The 21,524-nt window shown below is 74.2% G+C and carries 15 protein-coding genes; 11 read left to right on the top strand and 4 right to left on the bottom strand.

The genetic code is table 11. The annotated features are described in order from the left end of the window. Positions 1-55: 55 nt before the first annotated feature. Positions 56-763: a response regulator transcription factor gene (locus AB0K00_RS50850; RefSeq protein ID WP_363537938.1), complete on the top strand. Its 708-nt coding sequence runs from the start codon at positions 56-58 to the stop codon at positions 761-763. Between the two features lie 197 nt (positions 764-960). Next, positions 961-3,792: an AAA family ATPase gene (locus AB0K00_RS50845; RefSeq protein ID WP_363537937.1), complete on the top strand. Its 2,832-nt coding sequence runs from the start codon at positions 961-963 to the stop codon at positions 3,790-3,792. A gap of 27 nt (positions 3,793-3,819) precedes the next feature. Here AB0K00_RS50845 and AB0K00_RS50840 read toward each other — a convergent pair whose 3' ends face one another. Beyond that, entirely contained in the window at positions 3,820-6,591 is a 2,772-nt protein-coding gene (locus tag AB0K00_RS50840) for an AAA family ATPase (RefSeq protein ID WP_363537935.1), read from the bottom strand. Between the two features lie 301 nt (positions 6,592-6,892). After that, positions 6,893-7,102 (bottom strand): DUF5988 family protein, encoded by a 210-nt coding sequence (locus AB0K00_RS50835; RefSeq protein ID WP_363537933.1) that lies wholly within the window; start codon positions 7,100-7,102, stop codon positions 6,893-6,895. A 156-nt stretch (positions 7,103-7,258) separates the two neighbouring features. Here AB0K00_RS50835 and AB0K00_RS50830 point away from each other — a divergent pair, with 156 nt between their 5' ends. The 7 genes from AB0K00_RS50830 to AB0K00_RS50800 all read left to right on the top strand — a co-directional run bounded on the left by AB0K00_RS50830 (position 7,259) and on the right by AB0K00_RS50800 (position 15,547). After that, entirely contained in the window at positions 7,259-8,071 is an 813-nt protein-coding gene (locus tag AB0K00_RS50830; protein WP_363537931.1) for an alpha/beta fold hydrolase, read from the top strand. Then, positions 8,064-9,062: a 4'-phosphopantetheinyl transferase superfamily protein gene (locus AB0K00_RS50825; protein ID WP_363537929.1), complete on the top strand. Its 999-nt coding sequence runs from the start codon at positions 8,064-8,066 to the stop codon at positions 9,060-9,062. Before AB0K00_RS50830 ends, AB0K00_RS50825 begins: the two co-directional genes overlap by 8 nt. A 30-nt stretch (positions 9,063-9,092) precedes the next feature. Continuing rightward, entirely contained in the window at positions 9,093-9,602 is a 510-nt protein-coding gene (locus AB0K00_RS50820) for an SRPBCC family protein (protein WP_363537927.1), read from the top strand. 75 nt (positions 9,603-9,677) lie between these two features. Then, complete coding sequence (locus tag AB0K00_RS50815; RefSeq protein ID WP_363537925.1) at positions 9,678-11,792, top strand: MMPL family transporter; 2,115 nt, start codon at positions 9,678-9,680, stop codon at positions 11,790-11,792. Between the two features lie 35 nt (positions 11,793-11,827). Then, positions 11,828-13,747: an HAD-IIIC family phosphatase gene (locus tag AB0K00_RS50810; RefSeq protein ID WP_363537923.1), complete on the top strand. Its 1,920-nt coding sequence runs from the start codon at positions 11,828-11,830 to the stop codon at positions 13,745-13,747. Further along, on the top strand, positions 13,744-13,971 hold the full coding sequence (locus AB0K00_RS50805) for an acyl carrier protein (RefSeq protein WP_363537921.1): 228 nt from the start codon (positions 13,744-13,746) through the stop codon (positions 13,969-13,971). Before AB0K00_RS50810 ends, AB0K00_RS50805 begins: the two co-directional genes overlap by 4 nt. Positions 13,972-14,053: 82 nt before the next feature. Next, a complete protein-coding gene (locus AB0K00_RS50800; protein ID WP_363537919.1) occupies positions 14,054-15,547 on the top strand; it encodes a DHA2 family efflux MFS transporter permease subunit in 1,494 nt (497 codons plus the stop codon). Between the two features lie 189 nt (positions 15,548-15,736). Here the strand turns inward: AB0K00_RS50800 and AB0K00_RS50795 are convergent, their stop codons facing one another. Then, complete coding sequence (locus AB0K00_RS50795) at positions 15,737-18,355, bottom strand: BTAD domain-containing putative transcriptional regulator (RefSeq protein WP_363537917.1); 2,619 nt, start codon at positions 18,353-18,355, stop codon at positions 15,737-15,739. 5 nt (positions 18,356-18,360) lie between these two features. Then, positions 18,361-19,275, bottom strand: a complete 915-nt coding sequence (locus AB0K00_RS50790) for an AfsA-related hotdog domain-containing protein (protein ID WP_363537915.1) — start codon at positions 19,273-19,275, stop codon at positions 18,361-18,363. Between the two features lie 238 nt (positions 19,276-19,513). On the opposite strand from AB0K00_RS50790, the gene AB0K00_RS50785 reads away from it, so the two are divergent. Both AB0K00_RS50785 and AB0K00_RS50780 read left to right on the top strand, forming a co-directional pair. After that, positions 19,514-20,551: a ketoacyl-ACP synthase III family protein gene (locus tag AB0K00_RS50785; RefSeq protein ID WP_363537914.1), complete on the top strand. Its 1,038-nt coding sequence runs from the start codon at positions 19,514-19,516 to the stop codon at positions 20,549-20,551. Next, the gene (locus tag AB0K00_RS50780; protein ID WP_363537912.1) at positions 20,535-21,377 is read left to right on the top strand and encodes an FkbM family methyltransferase; all 843 of its coding nucleotides are present in this window, start codon (positions 20,535-20,537) and stop codon (positions 21,375-21,377) included. Before AB0K00_RS50785 ends, AB0K00_RS50780 begins: the two co-directional genes overlap by 17 nt. The last annotated feature ends 147 nt before the right edge of the window (positions 21,378-21,524 follow it).

The raw sequence follows: 21,524 nt of genomic DNA, 5'->3' as shown, positions 1-21,524 counted from the left end.
GACAGATACGCCGATCAGTCCGTCGAGAGGAGGTGGCGCGATGCAGTCGCCGCCCTTGCGCATTCTTCTGGTCGAGGACGTCGAGGTGGTGCGGGAGGCGCTGGCCGCCTTGCTGAACTCGCACCCGGACCTCCACGTGGTCGCGCAGCTCGGCCGCGGTGACGTGATCGTCCCGGTCGCCGTGCGCAGCCAGCCGGACGTCGCTGTCATCGACGCCGATCTCGCGGGTGTCGACGGGCTGTCAGCGGCGATTCTCCTGCACCAGCAGTACCCGGGGTGCCCGACGCTGATCCTGTCGGGCGTGGACAAGCCGGCGGCCGGGGACAGCGCCGACGCCGGTGTTTCCGGCCTGTTGCTGCACGCCGCCCCGGCGGCTGACCTGGCCGGGGCGGTGCGCACGGTGGCCGATCGCGGCCGCTCCCGGGCGGCGGCGAGCGCGGTTGTCGCTCAGGCGGCCGCGCACGCCCTCGCCGCCGCACCGTGCCAAGGCGGCGCGGCCACGGCCGGCGGCCCGCCGCCGGTCGACGACCCGGTGCAGGCCAACGGCGGTGCGCCCGCACCGTCGTGCCCCTTGTCGCCGCGCGAGCTCGAGGTGCTGCGGCGCACGGCGCACGGCGAGTCGGTGCGCGACATCGCGGAGGTCCTCCGGCTCGCCGAGGGCACCGTGCGCAACCATCTCACGGCGATCGGCACGAAACTGCGGGCACGGACCCGCGTCGATTCCGTGCGCATTGCCCAGATGGCGGGATGGATTCCGGCCTGAGGTCGGGTCAGTAACGCCGCGAACCGCGAATCGCACTCGTCTTTGTTGAAATATCGGGGTCCTTCACCACCGATTTGCCAAGATTGCTTGAATTCATGGGGATAGATGTTAGGGGTCTGCCGGGAGCGCCGTTGTGCGATACTGGCTTCGCGCCTGATTCGGCTCATCGGGTGACATCGCCTTTGGGGGGCAGCGCGGTGCCGCTGACAGCTCCGGATCCCGTTGAGCGCAGCCGGCATTTCGACGCGCTCCGCGCGATGTATGACGCCTGCGCCGGCGGCAGCGGCCGGCTGGTCCTGCTCGGCGGGCCGGTCGGCACCGGCAAGACCGAGGTGCTCCGCGCGTTCATCGCCAGCGTCCGCGACCAGGGCGGCGAGGTGCTGGTCGCCGGCGGCTCGGAGTCCGAGCGCAACCTGCCGCTGGGGGTCCTGGAGCAGCTGCTCGCCCGTCCCGGCCTGCCCGCCGACGTGGTGGCCCGCAGCGCGGCGCTGATCGACGGGCAGCAGCCGCCGTGGCGCACCTATCTGTCCCGCCAGTCCGATCCGGCCGGCACCGTCCTGGACGATCTCTGCGACAGCCTGCTGCAGCTCGCCACGCCGCTGCCGCTGGTGGTCGCCGTCGACGACGCCCACCTCGCCGACCAGCCGTCGCTGCGCTGCCTGCACCGCCTCGCCCAGCGCCTGCCCACCGCCGCGATCCTCATCGTCCTGGTCGAGTCCACCACACCGACCACACCCGGCGCCGACGGCCCGGCGGCCGCCCTGCCCGGTACCGCGCCTGCCCCGCCCGGCACCGCACCTGCTCCTCCCGGCACCGCACCGGCCACGCCCGGCACCGCCGGGCGGGCATACGCAACGGGCGGTGGCGGCGGGCCGGCGGATGACCCGGCCGGCGCCGGGCCGCTCGGCGCCCCGTTGCCCGACGGCGTCGAGGTGTGCCGGCTCGAGGTCGAGCCGCTCACCCTCGCCGGGGTCGGGGAGCTGCTGCGCCGCCGCGAGGGCGACCGTGCGACCGACGCCGCCGCCTTCCACCACGCCGTCACCGGCGGCAACCTCGTGCTGCTGCACGCCGTCCTGGAGGACCGGCGCGCGGTCGGCGCCGCCCCAGACGACGTGGTGATCGGCGACAACTTCGCCGAGGCGGTGACGAGCTGCCTGTTCCGCTGCGATCCGGTCACCCTGCAGGTCGCCCGGGCCGTGGCGGTCCTGCGCGAGCCCGCCCGCCCGGCCGAGATCGCCCGGCTCGTCGAACTCGACGAAGCGGTCGTCGACCGGGCGCTGGAGCTGCTCACCGGTGGCGGGCTGCTCGACGGCGGCCGGTTCCGCCACCCGATCGGCCGGTCCGCGGCGCTGGGCAGCATGGCGCAGTGGGAGCGGGCCGCGCTGCTCCAGCGGGTCGGGCAGCTGCACGCCGGCGGCGAGACCGCCGAGGCCGCCGAGCAGCTCGTCGAGGCGGGCCGGCGCAGCGGCGACTGGATGCCGACGGTGCTGCGCGAGGCCGCCGAGCGGTCCCTCGCCGACGGGGACCTGGACCGCGCCCGCTCGCTGCTGCGCGCCGCCGCCACGATCAAGATGGACGAGGGACAGCGGGCCGGGATCGCCGCGGCGCTGGCAAACCTGCGCTGGCGCACCAATCCCGGCGAGGTGCTCCAGCACGTGCCGGAGCTGCTCGCCGAGGTCCGCGCCGGCCGGCTCACCGGCCGGGCCGCCGTCACCACCCTGCTCTACCTGCTCTGGCACGGCCAGCTGGACGAGGCCGTCGACATCCTGCCGCAGGTGGTGTCGGCAGCCGCCGACGACCCCGACGCGCAGCGGCTGCTGGCCCCGGCCTTGAGCTCGCTGGCGTTCACCTACCCGGGCAGCGCCCGCCGGCTGCCCGACCCGGTCGGCGGCGCCACCACCGATCCGCTCGCCGCCGCCCGCGCCGTGCTGCGCGACTGTGCCCCCGACGGCGACACGTTCGGCCTCACGTTCGCCGCGCTGTACGTCTCGTCGTTCGCCGCCGGTGACGACGGCTGGCAGGACCCGTGGGAGCCGGCGGTGCCGGGCAGCGACCTGCCGGTCTGGCAGGGGCTCACCGAGGCCGTGCGGGCCGAGGAGGCGCTGCGCCGCGGCGACCTGGCCGCGGCCACCGAGCACGCCCGCCGCGGCCTGACCGAGCTCGGCCTCGACGGGTGGGGGGTCGCCGTCGGCTGGCCGATCTCGGTGCTGGTCTGTGCCGCGAGCGAGGCCGGCGACTACACCGCGGCCGCCGGATACCTCAGCATGCCCGTGCCGGCCGGCATGTTCTCCACGCCGTTCGGCCTGCGCTACCTGATGGCGCGGGGGCGGTACCACTTCGGCACCGACCGCGTGCACGCCGCGCTCAACGACTTCTACGCCGGCAGCGAGACCGCCGCGGCGTGGCAGCTCGACCTGCCCGAGCTGCTGCCGTGGCGGACGGAGCTGGCCCGGGCGTACATCAAGCTGGATCGTGTCCGCCCCGGCCAGGATCTGGTCCGGCAGCAGCTGGCGGGCCTCGCCGACGGCCAGACCCGGCTGCGCGGTGCCGCCCTGCGGGTCCTCGCCGCGACGCTGGACCCGCAGGCCCGGGTCCCGGTGCTCAAGGACGCCGTGGACCTGCTGCAGATCGCCGGGGACCGGCTGGAGACCGCCCGCGCCCTCGCGGATCTCGGCGCTGCATACCAGCGCACCGGCCGGGCCGAGCTGGCGCGGACTACGCTGCGCGCGGCCGAGCAGCAGGCCCGGTTGTGCGGCGCCCTGCCGGACGCGCCGAAGACCCGCCCGCAGCCCGCCGAACCGGCCGCCGAGGCAGACCACCCCGACGCCGCACAGCTCACCGACGCCGAGCGCCGGGTCGCCGCGCTGGCGGTGAAGGGCTACACCAACCGGGAGATCGCACAGCGGCTGTTCCTCACGGTGAGCACCGTGGAGCAGCACCTCACCAGGGTGTACCGCAAGCTGCACGTGGTGCGCCGCCGCGAACTGCCGGCGTGGCTGCGGGTCGGTGTCTTCGACGACCCGGACTGAGCCGCGAAACGTTGCCGGGGGCGGGGATCAGACCGGCCGGCGCAGGTCCGGCGGCAGTTCGAGCAGCTCGGTCCGCCCGCGTACCCCCAGCTTCCGGTAGATGCGGGTCAGGTGCTGCTCCACGGTGCTCACCGTGACGTTGAGCTGCTGCGAGATCTGCCGGTTGGTGCGCCCCTGCACCGCGAGCGTCGCCACCCGCAGCTCCGCGTCGCTGAGGTCCGTCGGGCCGTTCGACGAGGACGGCGCCGCCGCGCCCGAGCCGTTGCCGTCGGCGGGCTCGGCGGTCGCGACCGGCTCGCCGGCGGCGTTGAACCGGTCGAACATCCGCATCATCAGCCGCGCCTGGGTCTCGTCGCCGAGCGCGTGCAACGCCTCGCTGAGATCCGCGAACGCGCGGACCAGTTCCAGCCGGTCGCCGCTGGCCTGCAGCTGGTCGATCGCCGTGCGCAGCAGGGTCGGGCGCTCCGGCAGGTCGGAGGCCGCGGCCAGGATGCGGGTGGTGATCCCGCGGGTGCGGGTGTTGTCCGGACCGAGCCGGCTGAGCTGTTCCTGCGCGAGTTCCTCGGCCCGGTGCCGGTCACCGAGGGCGAGCCGCGCCTCGGCCAGGTCCCCGCGCCACGGCAGCGCCGTCGGGACGTCCCGCCGCCACCGCTGGCAAAGGTCCCGGCACCGCTCGAAGTCGGCGACGGCATCCTGCGCGTGGCCGAGGGCGAGCCGGTGATGGCCGCGCGCCCGCAGGTACTGCAGCCCGATCGGCGTGCGGAACATGGCCTCCGGCACCGGGACGCGCAGCAGTGCGGCCGTCTCGTCGTGCGCGCCGCGCCGCGTGTAGGCCAGGCTCAGCGCCGACAGCGGCAGCCCGACCATCACGCCCCAGCCGTCGACCGGCAGCAGCGACAGCGCCCGCCGCCCGTCGAGCTCGGCCCCGGCCAGATCCCCCTGCCGCAGGCAGATCGTCGCCCGTATCGCGCTGAACAGCGCCGACCAGGTCGACGTGCGGCGGGCCTGCGCGCTCTGCTGGAGCACGTCGCACCAGGACTTCGCCCGATCCAGGCGTTCGGCGAGCAGCAGCAGCTCCAGGGAGACCCATACGGGGCCGAACGTCGTCTCGTCCAGCGGGGACAGCCGCAGGATCCGTTCGGCGTCGGCGACGAGCCGCTCCGGCCGGGAGTGCAGCAGCGTCTCGACCACGCCGACCGCCTGCTGGTACGCCCGGCGCAGGGTGGGCACCGCGATCCGTGACTGTGGCGGCTCGGCCTCGGCCTCGATCGGCTTCGACACCTCGGGGTAGAGGTAGTGCAGCTGCGCGACGGTGCTGTAGAGCGCCATCACCGTGTCCGGCGAGTCGTCGGTGGTGGCGGTGCCGACGATCCGGCCGAGCACCTCGATGGCCGCGTCGACCTGGCCGAACCACAGCAGGAACAGCACCAGCTCCAGCGCGGCCCGGCCGGTGAGCCGGCCCTGCCGGTCGGCGGCCAGCAGCGCCGCGACGCCGGACCGGGCGCCCGACGGGTCCATCCGCCAGTGCGCCCGCACCAGTTGCAGCTGAATGGCGACGCGTTCGTCCTCGACCGTGCACCACTCGTCGGCCAGCCGCAGGCATTCCAGCGCGAAGCGGGGGTCGTCCTGCTCGGCGTCCTGCCGGGCCGCGGCGAGCAGCAGCGGCACCCGCCACGGCTCGCCCGGCGGCATCGTCTCCAGCAGGCGCCGGGCGGCGACGAGCTGCCGGGCCGCGGCCGTGGCGCGGGCGCCGGTCTCGTGCAGGACCGCCGCGGCACGTTCGTGCATCGCGGCGAGCTCCTCCGGCAGCATCGACTCCAGGACGGTGGCCCGGGTCCGCGGGTGGCGGAACCGGCCCTCGGCGGTCAGCCCGGTCTCGTCGGCCTCCTGCATGGTGCGGGTGGCCGACCACCCGTCGGTGTCGATGAGGTCGCCGAGGACCGCGAGCTCGGCCGGTTCGTCGAGGACGGCGAGGGCCCGGACCAGCTTCACCAGTCGCGGGCCGCTGCGGTGCAGGCAGGTCAGCACGGCGCGGCCGAACGCCTCGCCGGCCACGGCCGGCCCGCCGTCGTTGCGGCCGTCCTCCAGCAGGGCCGTGAGCAGCCGCGGGTTGCCGCCGCAGATGCGCAGATGGTCGGCGACCACCTCGGGCGCCGGCGGTTCACCGCCCCGGCCGGCCAGCAGGTCCGCGACGGTGTCGGCGGTCAGCGGGCGCAGGCGCAGGCGGCGGCAGTACGGCAGGCTCTGCACCTCGGCGCGGAAGCGCGGGTCGAGGACCCGCCGGCCGGCGGACTCGGTGAGCACCACCAGGATCGGGGCGCGGTGCAGGCGGCGGGCGAGGTACAGCAGGAACTGCAGCGATCCCTCGTCGGCGAAGTCGACGTCGTCGACCCCGACGAGCACCGGTGTGGTGGCGGCGATCCGCAGCACCAGGTCGGCAAGGCCCTTGCGAGCCATGGGGGACAGCTCGCCGGACGGGCGCTCGGTGAGGAAGGGGTCGGCGTCGGGCACCGTCTCCAGCAGCCGCTTGGCGTCCTCGAGGTGGTCGGCGGGCAGGGCGCTGCCGGTGAGGAGCCGCCGGAGCAGGCCGAGCGGCGCCGGGCTGCCCACCCCGCCGGCGGCGGCCACCAGCGCCAGCGCTCCCTGGGCGCGGGCCTGCCGGGCGACGTCCTGCAACGCCTCGGTCTTGCCAGCGCCGGCCGCGCCGCTGATCAGGACGATCTCGCCCTTGCCGCCGGCGCTTCTGGTGAGGGCGCCGGCGAGCACGCCGCCGGGCTCACCTGCGCCGGGCCCACGCATCCCCGTTACCCTCCGGAATTCGGTGCTACGAGTGCGCAAACCGTTGGGCCACAAAAGACATCCGCCGCAATCGATCACCGCGGCGACAACTCAGATTTACAGCGGGGAATGGGTGCTGTCAACTGACACGACGAAGTGCCGACCGAACAGTGGATTGGTTGGATACCAGTCGGTGGAGATAAGTGATCATGAGTGATGCGCGTCGATGTTTTCGTATCACGATGTTTACGGCAGCGACCCCTGTCCGTCACGAATGGACGGCGGACAGGGGCCGGTGGGTGAAGGGCGGTTCACGCTGCCGTCACTCGGCCACCTTGGTGCGGGTCGTCCAGCGGAACACCGGCCGCTCCAGCGCCGGCTCGATGAGCTCGAAGTGCTCGTGACCACCCCGGTGCGGGATCTTGATCTTGGAAAGTTCGCTCGTCCACCGCACGCTCATCGTCTGCGGCAGTGTCGCCGGGCCCCCTTCGAGGACCACGACGACGGTGCTGTCGTAACCGTTGTCGGTCATCGCTGTGCCTCCGTTCACTCCTGCTGTTCGCCAATGTGTCTGCTCAGGGTTCCGGCACGGCCACCGGGTTCGCTTCAGCATCGACGCCCCCGCTAAAGGCCTGCCAAATTGCGGATTGCGGCCCCCTGGCGAGCCCGCCGCAAGCTGTTACGGTCGATGCGGCAGAGGGGGAAGATCACGATGACCGTCGACACGCCACAGCTCGCCACCGCGATACGCACACCCGCTTTCCTGCGCCCCCGGCCGGTCGGCGCCCCGGCGCTGCGCCTCGTCGGGTTCCCGCACGCGGGCGGCTCGGCCGCCGGCTACCACCCGCTCGGCCGGCTGCTGCCGCCCGACTGGGACCTGCTCCTGCTCGACCTGCCCGGCCGCGGCCAGCGGCACGCCCAGCCCAGTCTGGGGTCGATGGCCGAGGTGCTGCTGTGCGCGCTGAGCGACCTGCGCCCGTGGCTCGACGGCACGCCGCTGGCCCTGTTCGGGCACAGCTACGGCGCCGTCCTCGCCTACGAGGTCGCCCTGGCCCTGCAGGATCTCGGGCGCCCGCCGGTGTGGCTCGGCGTCTCCGGCCGGGTCGCGCCGGGCGTCACCGCCGGTGGCCTTGCCCGGCTCTACGACCTCGACGACCGGCGCCTCACCGAGCAGCTCGTGGCGCTCGGCGGGCTGCCACCGGCCCTCGCTGAGATCCCCGAGCTGCTGGAGCGGTTCCTCGGCCCGGTCCGCGCCGACCTGCGGGTGCTGGACACCTACCGCCCGCGGCCGCACCGGCCCCGGCTGTCCTGCCCGCTCACCGCGCTGTGCGGCACCGACGACCCGCTCGCCCCGGCCGCGGGCCTGCCCGCCTGGCGCGACGAGACGGACGCCCGGTTCCGGCTGCGGACGTTCCCCGGCGGCCATTTCTACCTGCTGGGTGACGGCCTGGATGCGTTCGCCCGCGCCGTCGTCGCCGACGCCGGAGGAACCGATGCCTGAGGAGCCGATGCCTGAGGCGCGGCTGCTTGCGGAGCGGACGCCTGAGGCGCGGCTGCTTGGGGAGCGGACGCCTGGGGAGCGGACGCCGGGGGAGCGGGTGGCTGAGCGCGGGCTGCTCGGCCTCGTCCTGCCGGACGGCGTCATGGCCGCCGAGGCGTTCGGCGACCCGCCCGAGGCGACGCTGCTGCCGCAGGAGGAGCCGGTCGTCGCCGGCGCCGTCGCGAAGCGGGTCCGGGAGTTCACCACCGTGCGGCACTGCGCCCGGGTCGCCCTGCGCGACCTCGGCCGCCCACCCGCGCCGATCCTGCCGGGTGAGCGCTCCGCGCCGACGTGGCCCGCCGGGGTGGTCGGCAGCATGACCCACTGCGACGGCTTCCGCGGCGCCGCCGTGGCCGAGGCCACCCGCTTCGCGGCGATCGGCGTCGACGCGGAGCCGCACGGCCCGCTGCCCGACGGCGTGCTCGGCCTCGTCGCCCTGCCGACCGAGCGGGCCCGCGACGGCGCGCTGCGGGCGCTGCGCCCCGAGCTGCACTGGGACCGGCTGCTGTTCTGCGTGAAAGAGGCCATCTACAAGGCGTGGTTCCCGCTGACCGGCCGCTGGCTCGGCTTCGAGGACGCCGATGTCACCTTCGACGCGGCCGGCGGCACGTTCCACGCCCGGATCCTCGTCCCCGGCGACTGCCGGCCGGGCGCCGGCACCGGCCCGCTCACCGCGATGCGGGGCCGCTTCGCGGTCGCCGGCGGGTTCGCACTGGCCGGCATCGCCGTCGAGAACACTGCCGGCATCGCCGTCGAGAGCGCTGCCGGCATCGCGGTCGGGAACACCGCAGGCGTCACGGTCGAGAACACTGCCGGCGTCACGGTCGAGAACACCGCAGGAGTCGCGGTCGGGAACACCGCGCGCGTCGTGGTTAACACCGCGGTGCCCGGGTTCGCACTGGCGGGCATCGCGGTCGAACACCCCGGCGAGGTCGCGGACGCCCCTCGGTAGACTCGGGGCCATCTACGAAGGGCGTGCCGGATGCCGAGTTCGATCGTCGGAAACCTCTTCTACAGCGGTCCGCCGCTGCACGTGCTGCACGACGAATACGCCAAACGCGGCCGGGTCGACGACAAGGCCCCGGTCCTCGCCTCCACCGAGATCGACATCGACGCGCCGATCGCCGACGTGTGGCGGCTGCTCAGCGACGTGGCCGCCTGGCCGACCTGGAACACCGACGTCGGCAAGGTCACCCTCGACCCGGCCGTCGCCGTGGACGCCGCATTCCATTGGAAGAACGGCCCGTCCAACATCAGGTCCCGGTTCGCGGTCGTCACCCCGGAGCGGGAGCTGACCTGGACCGGCGTCAGCACCGGCATCCGCGCGGTGCACCGCAACACGCTGGAGCAGCTGCCGGCCGGCCCGGTGCGGATGCGCACCGAGGAGAGCATGGCCGCCCCGCTCGTCGGTGTGCTGTACCCGAGCCGGAAGCTGCAACGCGGCCTCGAGCAGTGGCTCGACCTGCTGAAGCGGACGGCCGAAGCCGCCTAAGGGGAGCTTTAGCGCCCACCCACAGACTCACCCCAGTCGGCGTGCTGCCGGCGGTCACGCGTGAGCGGAGGGGTGATGGGCGCGATTGTCCGAGCTGTCTGCGGACGGCGGACCAAGTGGCTGACGCTGATGGTCTGGCTCGTCGTCGTGGTGGGACTCGGCGGGCTGGGCAGCCGGCTCGCCGAGGTGCAGAAGAACGACATCTCGGCCTGGCTGCCCTCCGGCGCCGAGTCGACCCGGACGCTCACCATCGTGCAGCGGCTGCAGCCCGACCACACGGTAGAGGCGCAGATCGTGTACGTGCGTGCGGGCGGGCTGACCGCCGGGGACAAGGCCAAGGTCGACGCCGACGCGCGGGCCTTCGCGTCGGTGCCGGGCGTGCGCGGGACCGTCGGCGCGCCCGAGGTCTCTGCCGACGGCAAGGCGATCCAGGTCCGGGTTCCGGTCGAGCTGCCGAAGACGGGCTGGGACCAGGTCAAGACGACCGCCGACGGGCTGCGTGGCATCGCCGCCGCCGACGCCGCCGGCCTGAGCGTGCACATCGCCGGGCAGGCCGGTTACACCGCCGACCAGGCCGCCGCCTACGGCGGGATCGACGGGGTGCTGCTCGCCGTGGCCGCCCTCGTCGTCATCGTGCTGCTCCTGCTCACCTACCGCAGCCCCGTCCTGTGGCTGCTGCCGCTGGCCGCCGTCTCGGTCGCCCTCATGGTCGCCCAGGGGCTCATCTACCTGCTGGCCCGCGACGCCGGGCTGACCATCGACGCGCAGGGATCGGCGGTGCTCACCGTCATCATCTTCGGCGTCGGCACCGACTATGCCCTGCTGCTCATCGCCCGGTACCGCGAAGAACTGCGCCGGCACGAGGACCGGCACGTCGCCATGGCGGTCGCGTTGCGCCGGGCCGGTTCCGCGGTCGTGGCCAGCGCCGCCACCGTGGCCGCCGGCATGCTCTGCCTGATGTTCGCGCAGATGCGCTCGACCGAGGGTCTCGGCCCGGTCGTCGCGATCGGGGTGGCCGTCACGGTGCTGGCGATGCTGACCCTGCTGCCCGCGCTGCTCACCGCCTGCGGCCGGTGGGTGTTCTGGCCCGTCCGCCCGGTGCACGGCGCGCCGGAACCGGCCGGCGGCGGCTTCTGGCACCGGCTCGGCACCTGGATCTCGGCCCGGGCGAGACTGGTCTGGCTGCTGTCCGCGGCGGTCCTGGCGGTCGCCGCCCTCGGCGCGGTCAACCTGCGCCTCGGCGGCCTGAACAACGAGGACACATTCGTCGACCGGCCCGACTCGGTCGTCGGCCAGCGAGCCATCGAGGAGCACTACGGCGCCGGCGTCGGCGACCCCGCCCTGATCGTGGCCCGCGCCGGGCAGGCCGACCAGGTCCGCGCGGCGGCGGCCGGCGTCGACGGGGTGGCCGCGGCCAGCACCGGCCCGGTGACCGGCGACGGCTGGGTCCTCGTCACCGCCGTCCTGCGCGACCCGTCCGACAGCGCCGCGGCCCGCGAGGCGATCGGCCGGCTGCGCACCGCGGTCCACGCCGTGCCCGGCGCGCAGGCGCTGGTCGGCGGCGACACCGCGGTCCGCCTCGACATCGCCGACGCGTCGCGCTCCGACAACCTGCTGATCATCCCGCTGGTCCTGTTGGTGGTCTTCGGGGTCCTCGCCGGCCTGCTGCGCTCGCTGCTGGCCCCGCTGCTGCTGATGGCCACGGTGGTGCTGTCCTTCGGCGCCGCCCTCGGCGTCAGCGCCCTGGTGTTCGACCACGTCTTCGGCTTCGGCGGGCAGGACACCCTGTACCTGCTGTTCGTCTTCGTCTTCCTGGTCGCCCTCGGCATCGACTACAACATCTTCCTGATGACCCGGGTGCGCGAGGAGGCGCTCGTGGCCGGCACCCGCCGGGGCGTGGTCGCCGGCCTGGCCGCGACCGGCGGGGTGATCACCTCGGCGGGCCTGGTGCTCGCCGGCACGTTCGCGGCCCTCGGCACGCTGCCGGCGGTGTCGTTCGTCGAGATCGGGTTCACCGTCGCGTTCGGCGTCCTGCTCGACACGTTCCTGGTACGCACCGCGCTGGTCCCGGCCCTCGCCAGCGACATCGGCCGGGCGATCTGGTGGCCCAGCGCCCTGGCCCGCCGCACCGAGAAGACGCCCGAGCCGGACGCCCCGGCTCCGGACGCTGCCCCGGTCCCGGTCAGCTGACCCCCCCAGCCAACCCCTGTAGGAGGACGATTCCTGTGACTGCTGTGCTCGAGGAGACCCCGCTCGCCCGGCTCCGCGTCCTGCACAACGAGGGCCGGATCGCCGCGGAGTACCGGGCCGTGCCGGGGCTCCTCGCCGAGATGACCGACCCGGTCGACCTGACCCGCGCCGGGCAGGTGCTGTCCCGGACCGAGCCGGACGAGATCCTGGCCGCGGGCGGCGCGACCGACGCCGACACGGTGACCGTCGCCATCACCGGCCACGCCACGCTCGGCACGCTCGTCGCCCCGCTCACCGCCCAGTTCGCCCGGCACGGGCTGCTGCTGCGGCCCCACGTCAGCGACTTCGACGCCTACATCCGTGACCTGCAGGACCCCGGCAGCGAGGTGTACAGCAGCGGCGCCGACCTGGTCCTGTGCGTGCTCGACGCGCAGATCGTCTTCGACGAGCTCGCGCCGGGCTGGACCGCCGAGGACGTGGCCGCGACCGCGACCGCGAAGCTGGCCCTGCTGGAGCGGCTCGTCGCCGGCTACGCCGAGCGGGCCGGTGGCCGGCTGGTGCTCAACACCGTGCCGCTGCAACGCATCCACACCGCGCAGCTGGTCGACCTGCGGTCCCGTGCCGCGCTCGGGATGGCCTGGCGGCAGTTCAACATCGGGCTGCTCGGCCTGGCCGAACGGCACCCGCGGGTCACCGTCGTGGACCTCGACCCCGTCCTCGCCGAGGGCGTCGCCGTGCACGAGCCGCGGATGGCCGTGTACGCCAAGGCCCACCTCGGCGACGACCTGCTCTTCGGCTACGCCCGCGAGGTCGCCCACCTGGCCCGCACGGTGCGCGGCAGGACCAAGAAGGTCCTGGTCCTCGACCTCGACAACACGGTCTGGGGCGGGGTCCTCGGCGACGACGGCCAGGACGGGATCGAGGTCGCGACCACGTTCCGCGGCGAGGCGTTCGGCCGGTTCCAGCGCGTCGTCAAGCAGCTCGCCGCGCAGGGCGTGGTCCTCGCGGTCAGCAGCAAGAACGACCTGGACCCGGTGCTCACTGCGCTGCGCGAGCACCCCGACATGGTCCTGCGCGAGAGCGACTTCGCGCGGGTCAACGCCAACTGGAACGCCAAGGACGTCAACATCCGCGACATCGCGGGCGTGCTCAACCTCGGGCTGGACAGCTTCGTCTTCGTCGACGACTCGCCGTTCGAGCGCGGGCTGGTCGCCCAGGCGCTGCCGGAGGTGACCGTCGTGGCGGTCGACGAGGAGCCGGCGCTGCACGTGGAGCGGCTGCTCGCCGACGGGTGGTTCGACGCGCTGGAGCTCACCGAGGAGGACCGGGCGCGCACCCAGTTGTACCGCGCCGAAGGCGCCCGGCAGGAACTGCTGGACGGCAGCGGCTCCCTCGCCGACTACCTCGACCAGCTCGACGTGCGGGTCGCCGTCTCCCGGGTCGGCGACGCCGAGGTGGCCCGGGTCGCCCAGCTGACCCTGCGCACCAACCAGTTCAACCTGACCACCGAGCGGCTCGACCAGGCCGACGTGCAACGCCGGGTCGACGACCCGGAGCACCTGGTGCTGGCGGTCCGCTCGGGCGACCGGTTCGGCGACAACGGCGTCGTCGGCGCGGTCTTCGCCCACCGCAGCGGTGACGCGCTGCACGTCGACAATGTCCTGCTCAGCTGCCGCGTCTTCGCGCGCGGCATCGAGCAGGCGGCGCTGTCGGAGGTGCTGCGCCTCGCGCGGGACACCGGCGCCGCGACCGTGCACGGGACGTACCGCCCGACCAAGAAGAACACGAAGGTGCGCGACTTCTACCCGTCGCTCGGCTTCGAGACGGTCGCCGACACCGACGGCGAACTGTCGTTCCGTCACGACCTGACCGACCTGCCCGGCGTGCCGGGCCACCTCACGCTCCAATCCGACCTCGGCACCGAGGCCGCCACCCCCGAAAGGACCCCGGCATGATCACCGAGACCGACTTCATCCGGATCGTGCGCGACGAGCTCGCGCTGCCGCTGGCCAAGAAGGACCTGGAGGGCGACCTCGACGGGGTCGTCAGCTGGGACTCGCTGCACATGCTGCGCCTGATCTCCGCCGTCGAGCGGGAGACCGGCAAGCGCGTGCTGATCGGCAGCCTGCTGACCGAGCGCAGCCTCCGCGGCATCTATTCCAAGGTGGCCGCGGCCTGACCCGCCGGTCGCCGGCCGGCGCCGCGGGAGCCCGCTGTGGCCCCGCGGCCCGGTCCGGCCACCAGTCCCGAGGAGGACACTCGTGAGCATTGTCGACGACGCGGCCCGGATCGACCCGGACGCCGCTCCCGCGACACCCGACCGGCGGCGCTGGTGGGCGCTGCTGGTCATCTCATTCGCCCAGTTCATGATCGTCATCGATGCGACGGTCGTCAACGTCATGCTGCCCCAGCTGCGCGCCGACCTCGGCCTCACCGCCACCGGCATGCAGTGGGTGATGAGCTCCTACGTGCTGCTCTTCGGCGGCCTGCTGCTGCTCGGCGGCCGGCTCACCGACATCCTGGGCCGCCGCCGCGTCTTCATCGGCGGCCTGGCCCTGTTCACCGTCGGCTCGGCCCTGGCCGGCCTGGCCGGCGGCGAGGCCGAGCTGCTCGCGGCCCGCGCCCTGCAGGGCCTCGGCGGGGCCGCGATCGCCCCCGCCACCCTGTCGATCCTGGTCACCACGTTCGCCGAGGGCAAGGAGCGCAACAAGGCGTTCGGCATCTGGGGCACCGTCATCGGCATCGGCGCGTCCATCGGCACCCTGCTCGGCGGCGCCGTCGTCAACGTCGGCTGGCGGTGGGCGTTCTACATCAACATCCCGGTCGGGGTGCTGCTGGTCGTCGGCGCCCTGCTGCTGGTCAGCGGCGCCCGGCCGGTTGGCCCACGGCCGCCCGCGGACACCGCCGGCGCGCTCACGGCCACCGGCGGCATGCTGCTGGTGGTGTACGCCATTGTCAGCGTCACCACCAACGGCTGGACCGACCCGGTGACCCTGGCCGCCGCCGCGGGCGGGGTCGTGCTGCTCGGCGCGTTCCTGCGCATCGAGCGGTCCACCCCGGCGCCGCTGCTGCCGCTGCGGCTCTTCCGGCAGCGCGGCGTGGTCGCCGGCAGTCTCGGCGAGTTCCTGACCGCCGGCATCATGCTGCCGTCGTTCTTCCTGTTGCCGCTGTACATGCAGACGGTCCTCGGCTACAGCCCGCTCAAGACCGGCCTGGCGTACATCCCGACCAGCCTCGCCCTGATGATCGTCGCGCCGATCCTGCTCCAGCTCATCGGACGGACCGGGCCCCGGCCGCTGTACCTCATCGGCACCGTCCTGCTCGGCGCGATGCTCGTGCTGATGCTGGACACGCCGTTGCACGCGAACTACTGGACGGTGCTGCTGCCGGTGACCACGCTGCTCGGCGCCGGTCTGGTCTTCTGTCTGGTGCCGACCCCGGTGGTCGGCACGTCCCAGGCGACCGGTGACGACGCCGGCGCCACGTCGGCGGTGCTCAACACGGCCACCCAGGTCGGCGCCGCGTTCGGCCTGGCGGTCATCGCCACCGTCGTGCAGGACCGCGTCGCCACCCTGGTGGCGCAGGGCGTCGACCCGACCGAGGCGCTGAACTCGGCGCTGCACCGCGGTTTCGCGGTCCTCGGCGTCTGGGTCGTGCTGAGCTTCCTCAACGGCCTGATCGGCTTCCGCGGCCTGCGCGGCGCGGAAGAGAAGCCCGGCGCGGCGGAGGTGAAGGAGGACCAGCCCGCGACCTGAGGCGTGCCCTGGTAGGTGGGGTCGGTGCGAGGCGAGGCCCGGGCGGCGTCCGGGCCCGCCGCGCCCCGGCATCCACGTGCCGGACCCGCCTTGGCCCTCGGCGGGGCTTCAGCGGACCGCGGGCGGGTGCGACCGCCCGCGATCCCTTGCCGATCCCCAGTCGGTCCCCAGCCGCCGTCACGGTGCGACTCAGGCGGCGCCGAACATCCAGACGCCCGGGCGCATCTCGACGGCGGCGGACAGGCCGCCACGGCCGGGCTCGCGGCGGATGCGGTCGGCGACGCGGTGCGCGAACTCGCGCCAGCGGGGGTCGCCGAGCTGGTCGGCCGCGCGGCCGCACTCGGCGAAGCGGTGCAGGGCCGCCTCCCGCTCGCCGCGGCGCAGTTCGACCAGGGCCAGGCCGCGCAGGGCGTCGGTGGCGCCGCGGACGTCGCCGTCGGCCCGGCACAGGATGAGGCCCTGGGCATACAGGCGGCGCGCCTGGTCCACGAGGCCGCGCTCCAGCGAGACGTCGGCCAGACCGATCATGCTGTGCGCCTCGACCGGTCGGCAGCCCTCGGACCGGGCCCAGTGGTGCGCCCGCTCGAACGCGGCGGTCGCCTCGGGGACCTGCCGGCGCTGCCAGGCAAGTTCGCCCAGGGACAGCTCGGCGACGGCCTCGGCGGTGCCGTTGCCGGCCCGGCGGGCCGCGTCCCGGGCCAGGTCGAGGACCTCGCCCCAGTCGTCCCAGCCGGCGCTGACCTGGAAGTATCCGCTCAGCGCGTCGGCGAGGCGCCAGACCAGCGGCCAGTGCCCGGCCTGGTGTGCCCGGCGCACGGCGGTGACCAGCCCGGCCGCCTCCAGGTCGAACCAGCGCAGCGGCGCGTCCCCGACGACCCTGGCCGCCGCGGCCGACGGGACCGGCTCCGGCTCGCCGAGCAGGTCCAGTGCCCGGCCCGGGGTGAGCAGGGCGTCGGCGTGCCGGGCGAGGCCGGTCGCGGTGCGGCACCAGCGTTCCACCGCCGCCGCGCGCACGTGCGCGGGCTCCTCCGCGAGGAGCTCCACCGCCAGGGCGCGCAGCAGGACGTGGAAGCCGAACCGGCCGGGCCGGCCGACCACCGAACGGTGCTCGATGAGCTGCGCGTGCACCAGCTCGGCGAGCACCTGCTCGGCCGCGTCAGGGCCCGCCCCGAGCAGCGCCGCGGCCGTCCAGGCCGCGAAGTCCTGCGCCGGCGCGACGGCGAGCAGCCGCATCGCCTGCTGCGCCGCGGGACTGACCTCGCGGTAGCCGACAAGCAGGTTCGCCCGCACGTCGATGTCGCCGATCGCCAGCATGCTCAGCCGGGCCGGCTCGTCGGCCAGCCGCCGGGCGAGGGTCTCCGCCATCCACTGTGGACGCATCGCGAGGCTGGCGCCGGCGACCCGCAGCGCGAGCGGCAGGTAGCCGCACAGCCGCGCGATGCGGGCGGACGCGCGCCGGTCCGCGGCGATGCGTGCCCCGCCGGTGGCGGTGAGCAGCTCGTGCGCGGCGGCCGGGTCGAGGACGGGCAGGACCACGTGCCGGGCGCCCTCGATGGCGGTGAGGATGCGCCGGCCGGTGATGAGGACCGTGCACTCGCCGGTGGCGGCGAGGATGCCGCGGATCTGCCCCTCGGTGACGACGTCGTCGAGGACGATCAGCAGCCGCCGGCCGGCGATGACCCGCTGCAGCGCGGCGAGCAGCCCGTCGAGGTCGCCGCCGAGGTCGTGCCCGGCGGCCGGTGGGAACGCCCGCAGCAGCCGCTGCACCGACTGGGCCGCGTCCAGCGGCGCCCCCTCGCTGCTGCGCAGGCTGGCGAAGATCCGGCCGTCGCCGAAGCGGTCGCTGAGCCGGTGCGCGAGCGCGAGCGCGAACGCCGTCTTGCCGACCCCGGCCTTGCCGGCGATGCTGAGCACCCGCGCGGTCCGGGGTCCGCCGTCGCCGAGCAGCTCGGCGGCCTGGGTGAGCTCGGCGTCGCGGCCGACGAAGTCGGCGACCGGCCGGGGGAGCCAGACGACCGGGTCGGCGGGGCGGGAGCCGCCCCCGCCGCGCCAGTCCAGGCCCGGGTCGAAACGCAGGATCCGCTGGTGCATTTCGCGCAGGTCGGCGCCGGGGTCGGTGCCGAGCTCCTCGGCGAGGCGGCGGCGGACCCGGCCGAACACCCGCAGCGCGTCGGCCTGCCGGTCGCTGCGGTGCAGCGCCAGCATCAGGTGGGCGTGCAGCCGCTCCCGCAGCGGGTGCTCGTCGGCCAGCGGCAACAGCTCGGTGACGATCTCGCGGTGATGGCCCAGCTGCAGCTCGGCCGCGAACAGGTGCTCCAGGGCGTCCAGCTGCAGCTCCTGTAACCGCGCCGCGGCGGACATGAGCACCGGCCCGTGCGGGATGTCGGCCAGCGGCGGGCCGGTCCACAGCGCCGTCGCCGCGCGCAGCAGCCGCGCCGCCTCGGCGTGCTCCCGCCGTTTCAGGGCGGCCCGGCCGTCGCGGCGCAGCGCCTCGAACCGGGTCAGGTCCAGCTCGTCGGGGCCGACCTGCATGACGTATCCGGGCGCGCGGGTGACGATCGGCCCGCCGGTGGCCGGCTCGAGGGTCTTGCGCAGCTGCGAGACGTACACGTGCAGGGTGGTCGTGGCGGTGCGCGGCGGGTGCTCGCCCCACAGCTCCTCGATGAGACAGTCGGCGGAGACCACGTCGCCGGCCCGGATGAGCAGGGTCGCCGCCACCACCCGCAGCTTCGCCGCCGACGGGGTGCGCTCGCCGAGCCGGACCGGGCCCAGCAGCCGGTACCGGGCCGGCACGTCCTGGCGCTCCACCGGGATCAGCCGTCTTCCAGGACGGTGACCGACGCGGTGCCCAGCGGCGTGCCGGTCTGGGTGAACCGCAGCTCCACCGGCACCACCGGCTGGCCGTCGCGGTTGCGGGTGGCGGTGCCGGGCCTGGCCGTGCACCGCACGGTCGCCTCGCCGGCCACCGCGGCCGTGAACCGGCCCGACCACAGCGTCACGGTGCAGTGCCCCGAGGCGAAACCGCGCAGCCGGCCCGCGGTCAGGATCGCGGCCTGCCGCCCCGCTTCCAGCAGGTCACCGTCGGGAGTGTCCCGCCACGGTGCGGCGCTGCCGCCGGCGGTACCGGCGAGATCCAGCCGCAACTCGTCGTCCTCGCCCCGGGCAGGCTGGCCGACCAGCACGTTGCGCGCGTCGGAGCGGCCGACCGAGTGCGGGGACAGCAGCCGGAAACGCCCCCGCCCGGCGGCCCCGGGCGCCGGCACCGGATCGCTGCCCGGCGGCGGGAACGCCACCTCCAGCCGGGCGCTGCCGCACGGCACGCCACCGATGGTGATCGTGGCCCGGCAGAGCAGCCCCGACGGCGCGCCGCCGCCGCCCGGCTCCGCGGCCCGCACCCGCAGGTCGACGGTCGCGTGCGCGGGGCGGGCCGAGGCGCGCCACGGCGGCAGGCTGGTGATCCCGGCCTCGAAACGGCCGAAGACCGCGGGCCGGTCGGCGGGCACCCGGAAGTATCCGTGGCCGATGAACACGACCGCCTCGCGCAGCGCCTCGGCGAGGAACAGCGGATCGTGCCGCTTCCCGGGGCCGTCGTTGTACAGGGGGTGCGCCGACGGCAGCTCGGCCGACAGCGCGAACCCGTGCTCCTGGGCGCCGGCCGTGTCGGCGAAGGTCCCGGTGGCCGAGGACGAGCGGTGCACCAGTCGTTGCAGGACCGGTGTGCGATTCATGCCGTGCATTCTTCATCCCACCCGTGTATGTATCACGTCGACCGTGAATTCTTCATTTTCCGGGCTGTTCGAATATCGGTTTCAATGGCGCTCTGCGGGCCAGAATACTATCGATATCGATCGCATACAGGTGCCTTGAGGCCGCTGCGGGCCGCATTTTTGCCGGACGCAAGGCACGCTTTAGCGGGCCGAACCATGGTGACGGGGTCAGCTCAACCGATCGCACTGGAGGCACCTGATGCGCTGGGAAAACGTGTACGTGGCCGGGCTCGGCGCGTACCTGCCGCGGGAGGCGGTCAAGGCGGACGACGCCGTCGCGGCCGGCCTGTACGACGCGGGGGAGCACGAGGCCAACGGCATCCGCGAGGTCCGCGTCGCCGGCGAGGGCGAGGCCCCGGCCGAGATGGCCGCCGCGGCCGGCCGCCAGGCCGTGCAGCGCTCCGGCCACGCGCCGGAGGACTTCGGCCTGGTCCTGCACGCCTGCTGCGCCCATCAGGGCCAGGACTTCTGGACCCCGGCGTCGTTCGTGCAGCGGGAGGCGGGTGCCGGCACCGGCGCCGCCATCGAGATCCGCCAGGGCTCCAACGGCGGCCCCGCCGCGCTCGAGCTCGCCGCGTCCTGGATCACGTCGCGCAACGACTCCCCGGCGGCGCTGATCACCACCGGCGACTCGTTCAAGCTGCCGTACTTCAACCGCTTCACCACCGACGACCAGCAGATCTACGGCGACGGCGCGGGCGCGGTGGTGCTGTCGACCAGCGGCGGCTTCGCCAAGGTGCGCTCGACCGCGAGCGTCGGCGACCCGTCGCTGGAGCCGATCTACCGCGGCGCCGACGCGTGGAACGACGCGCCGTTCTACGACGGCAAGCCCGGCGACATGCGGGCGCGCAAGCACGCGTACCTCATGCAGAACCCGAACGGCTACGAGGAGGCCATCGAGCGGATCGGCCGCAACTTCGGCGGGGTGCTCCAGCAGGCCCTGACCGACGCCGACACGACGCTGCCCGACACCCAGTGGTTCGTGCACGCCAACGTCGGGCAGACCGTCGCCGACTGGGGCTTCTACGGCCAGCTCGGCCTCGACCCGAAGCAGACCACCTACGAGTGGGGCAAGGACTACGGCCACATGGGCGCGGGCGACCAGTTCATCGGCCTGAACCACCTGATCGAGACCGGCCGGCCGAAGCCGGGCGACCTGATCGTCACCGTCGGCGCCGGCATCGGCTTCATGTGGACGGTGGCCGTGCTGGAGGTCCTCGATGTCCCCCAGTGGTGAGGCGGCGACCCTGGCGCCGGTGACCGAGACCGCCGCGGCGGACGACTTCGTCCTGCCCAACGGCATGGTCGTGGCGCACCAGCGGGCGTACGAGACCCGGTACCTGTACGACGAGATCTTCGCCCGCAACTGCTACCTGCAGCACGGCATCACCCTGCCGCCCGCCGCGGTCGTGCTCGACATCGGCGCGAACATCGGCATGTTCAGCATGTTCGTGGCCCAGCAGTGCCCCGGCGCGACGATCCACGCCATCGAGCCGGCCCCGGCCCTGATCGGCGTGCTGCGCACCAACCTGGCCCGGCACGTGCCGGGCGGCGTCGCGCACCACTGCGGCGTGTCGGCCGTCGACGGCTCGATGCTGTTCACCTACTACCCGAACTCGTCGGTCTTCTCCGGGTTCCACGCCGACACCACGGTCGACCGGGCCGTGCTGCGCAAGGTCATCGAGAACGCGGCCGAGGAGAGCGGCGAGACCGAGCCGGTGCCCGACTTCCTGCTCGACGACCTGCTGGAGAACCGGCTGTACGCCGAGCAGCACGAGGTCGCGACCCGCTCGGTGAGCTCGCTGGTCGCCGAGTGCGGCCTGGACCGCATCGACCTGCTCAAGATCGACGCGGAGCGCAGCGAGATCGCCGCGCTCGACGGGATCACCAACGCGGACTGGTCCAAGGTCCGCCAGGTGGCGCTGGAGTCGCACGCCGGCGCCCAGGAGCACGGCCTGCTGGCCGAGATCCTGCGCCAGCGCGGCTTCGACGTCGTGGTGGACACCTACGGCCCGCTGCGCGACACCGGCTTCGCCAACATCTTCGCCCGCCGGGTCGACTGAGACCGGCCGGAACCGACCGAAGCCAACCGAAGTAACCGAAGCAACCGGAGCCGGCGACGCCGGCCGCACCCCACGAACCGCCGGCCGGCGGCACCGCCCCGGCCGGCGGGGAACTCACCGTGCACACCCGCAACCCCGACGGAGCAC

This window comes from Dactylosporangium sp. NPDC049525 (genome assembly GCF_040676755.1).
Lineage (GTDB): Bacteria > Actinomycetota > Actinomycetes > Mycobacteriales > Micromonosporaceae > Dactylosporangium.
This window is presented reverse-complemented; position numbering and strand designations above follow the sequence as displayed.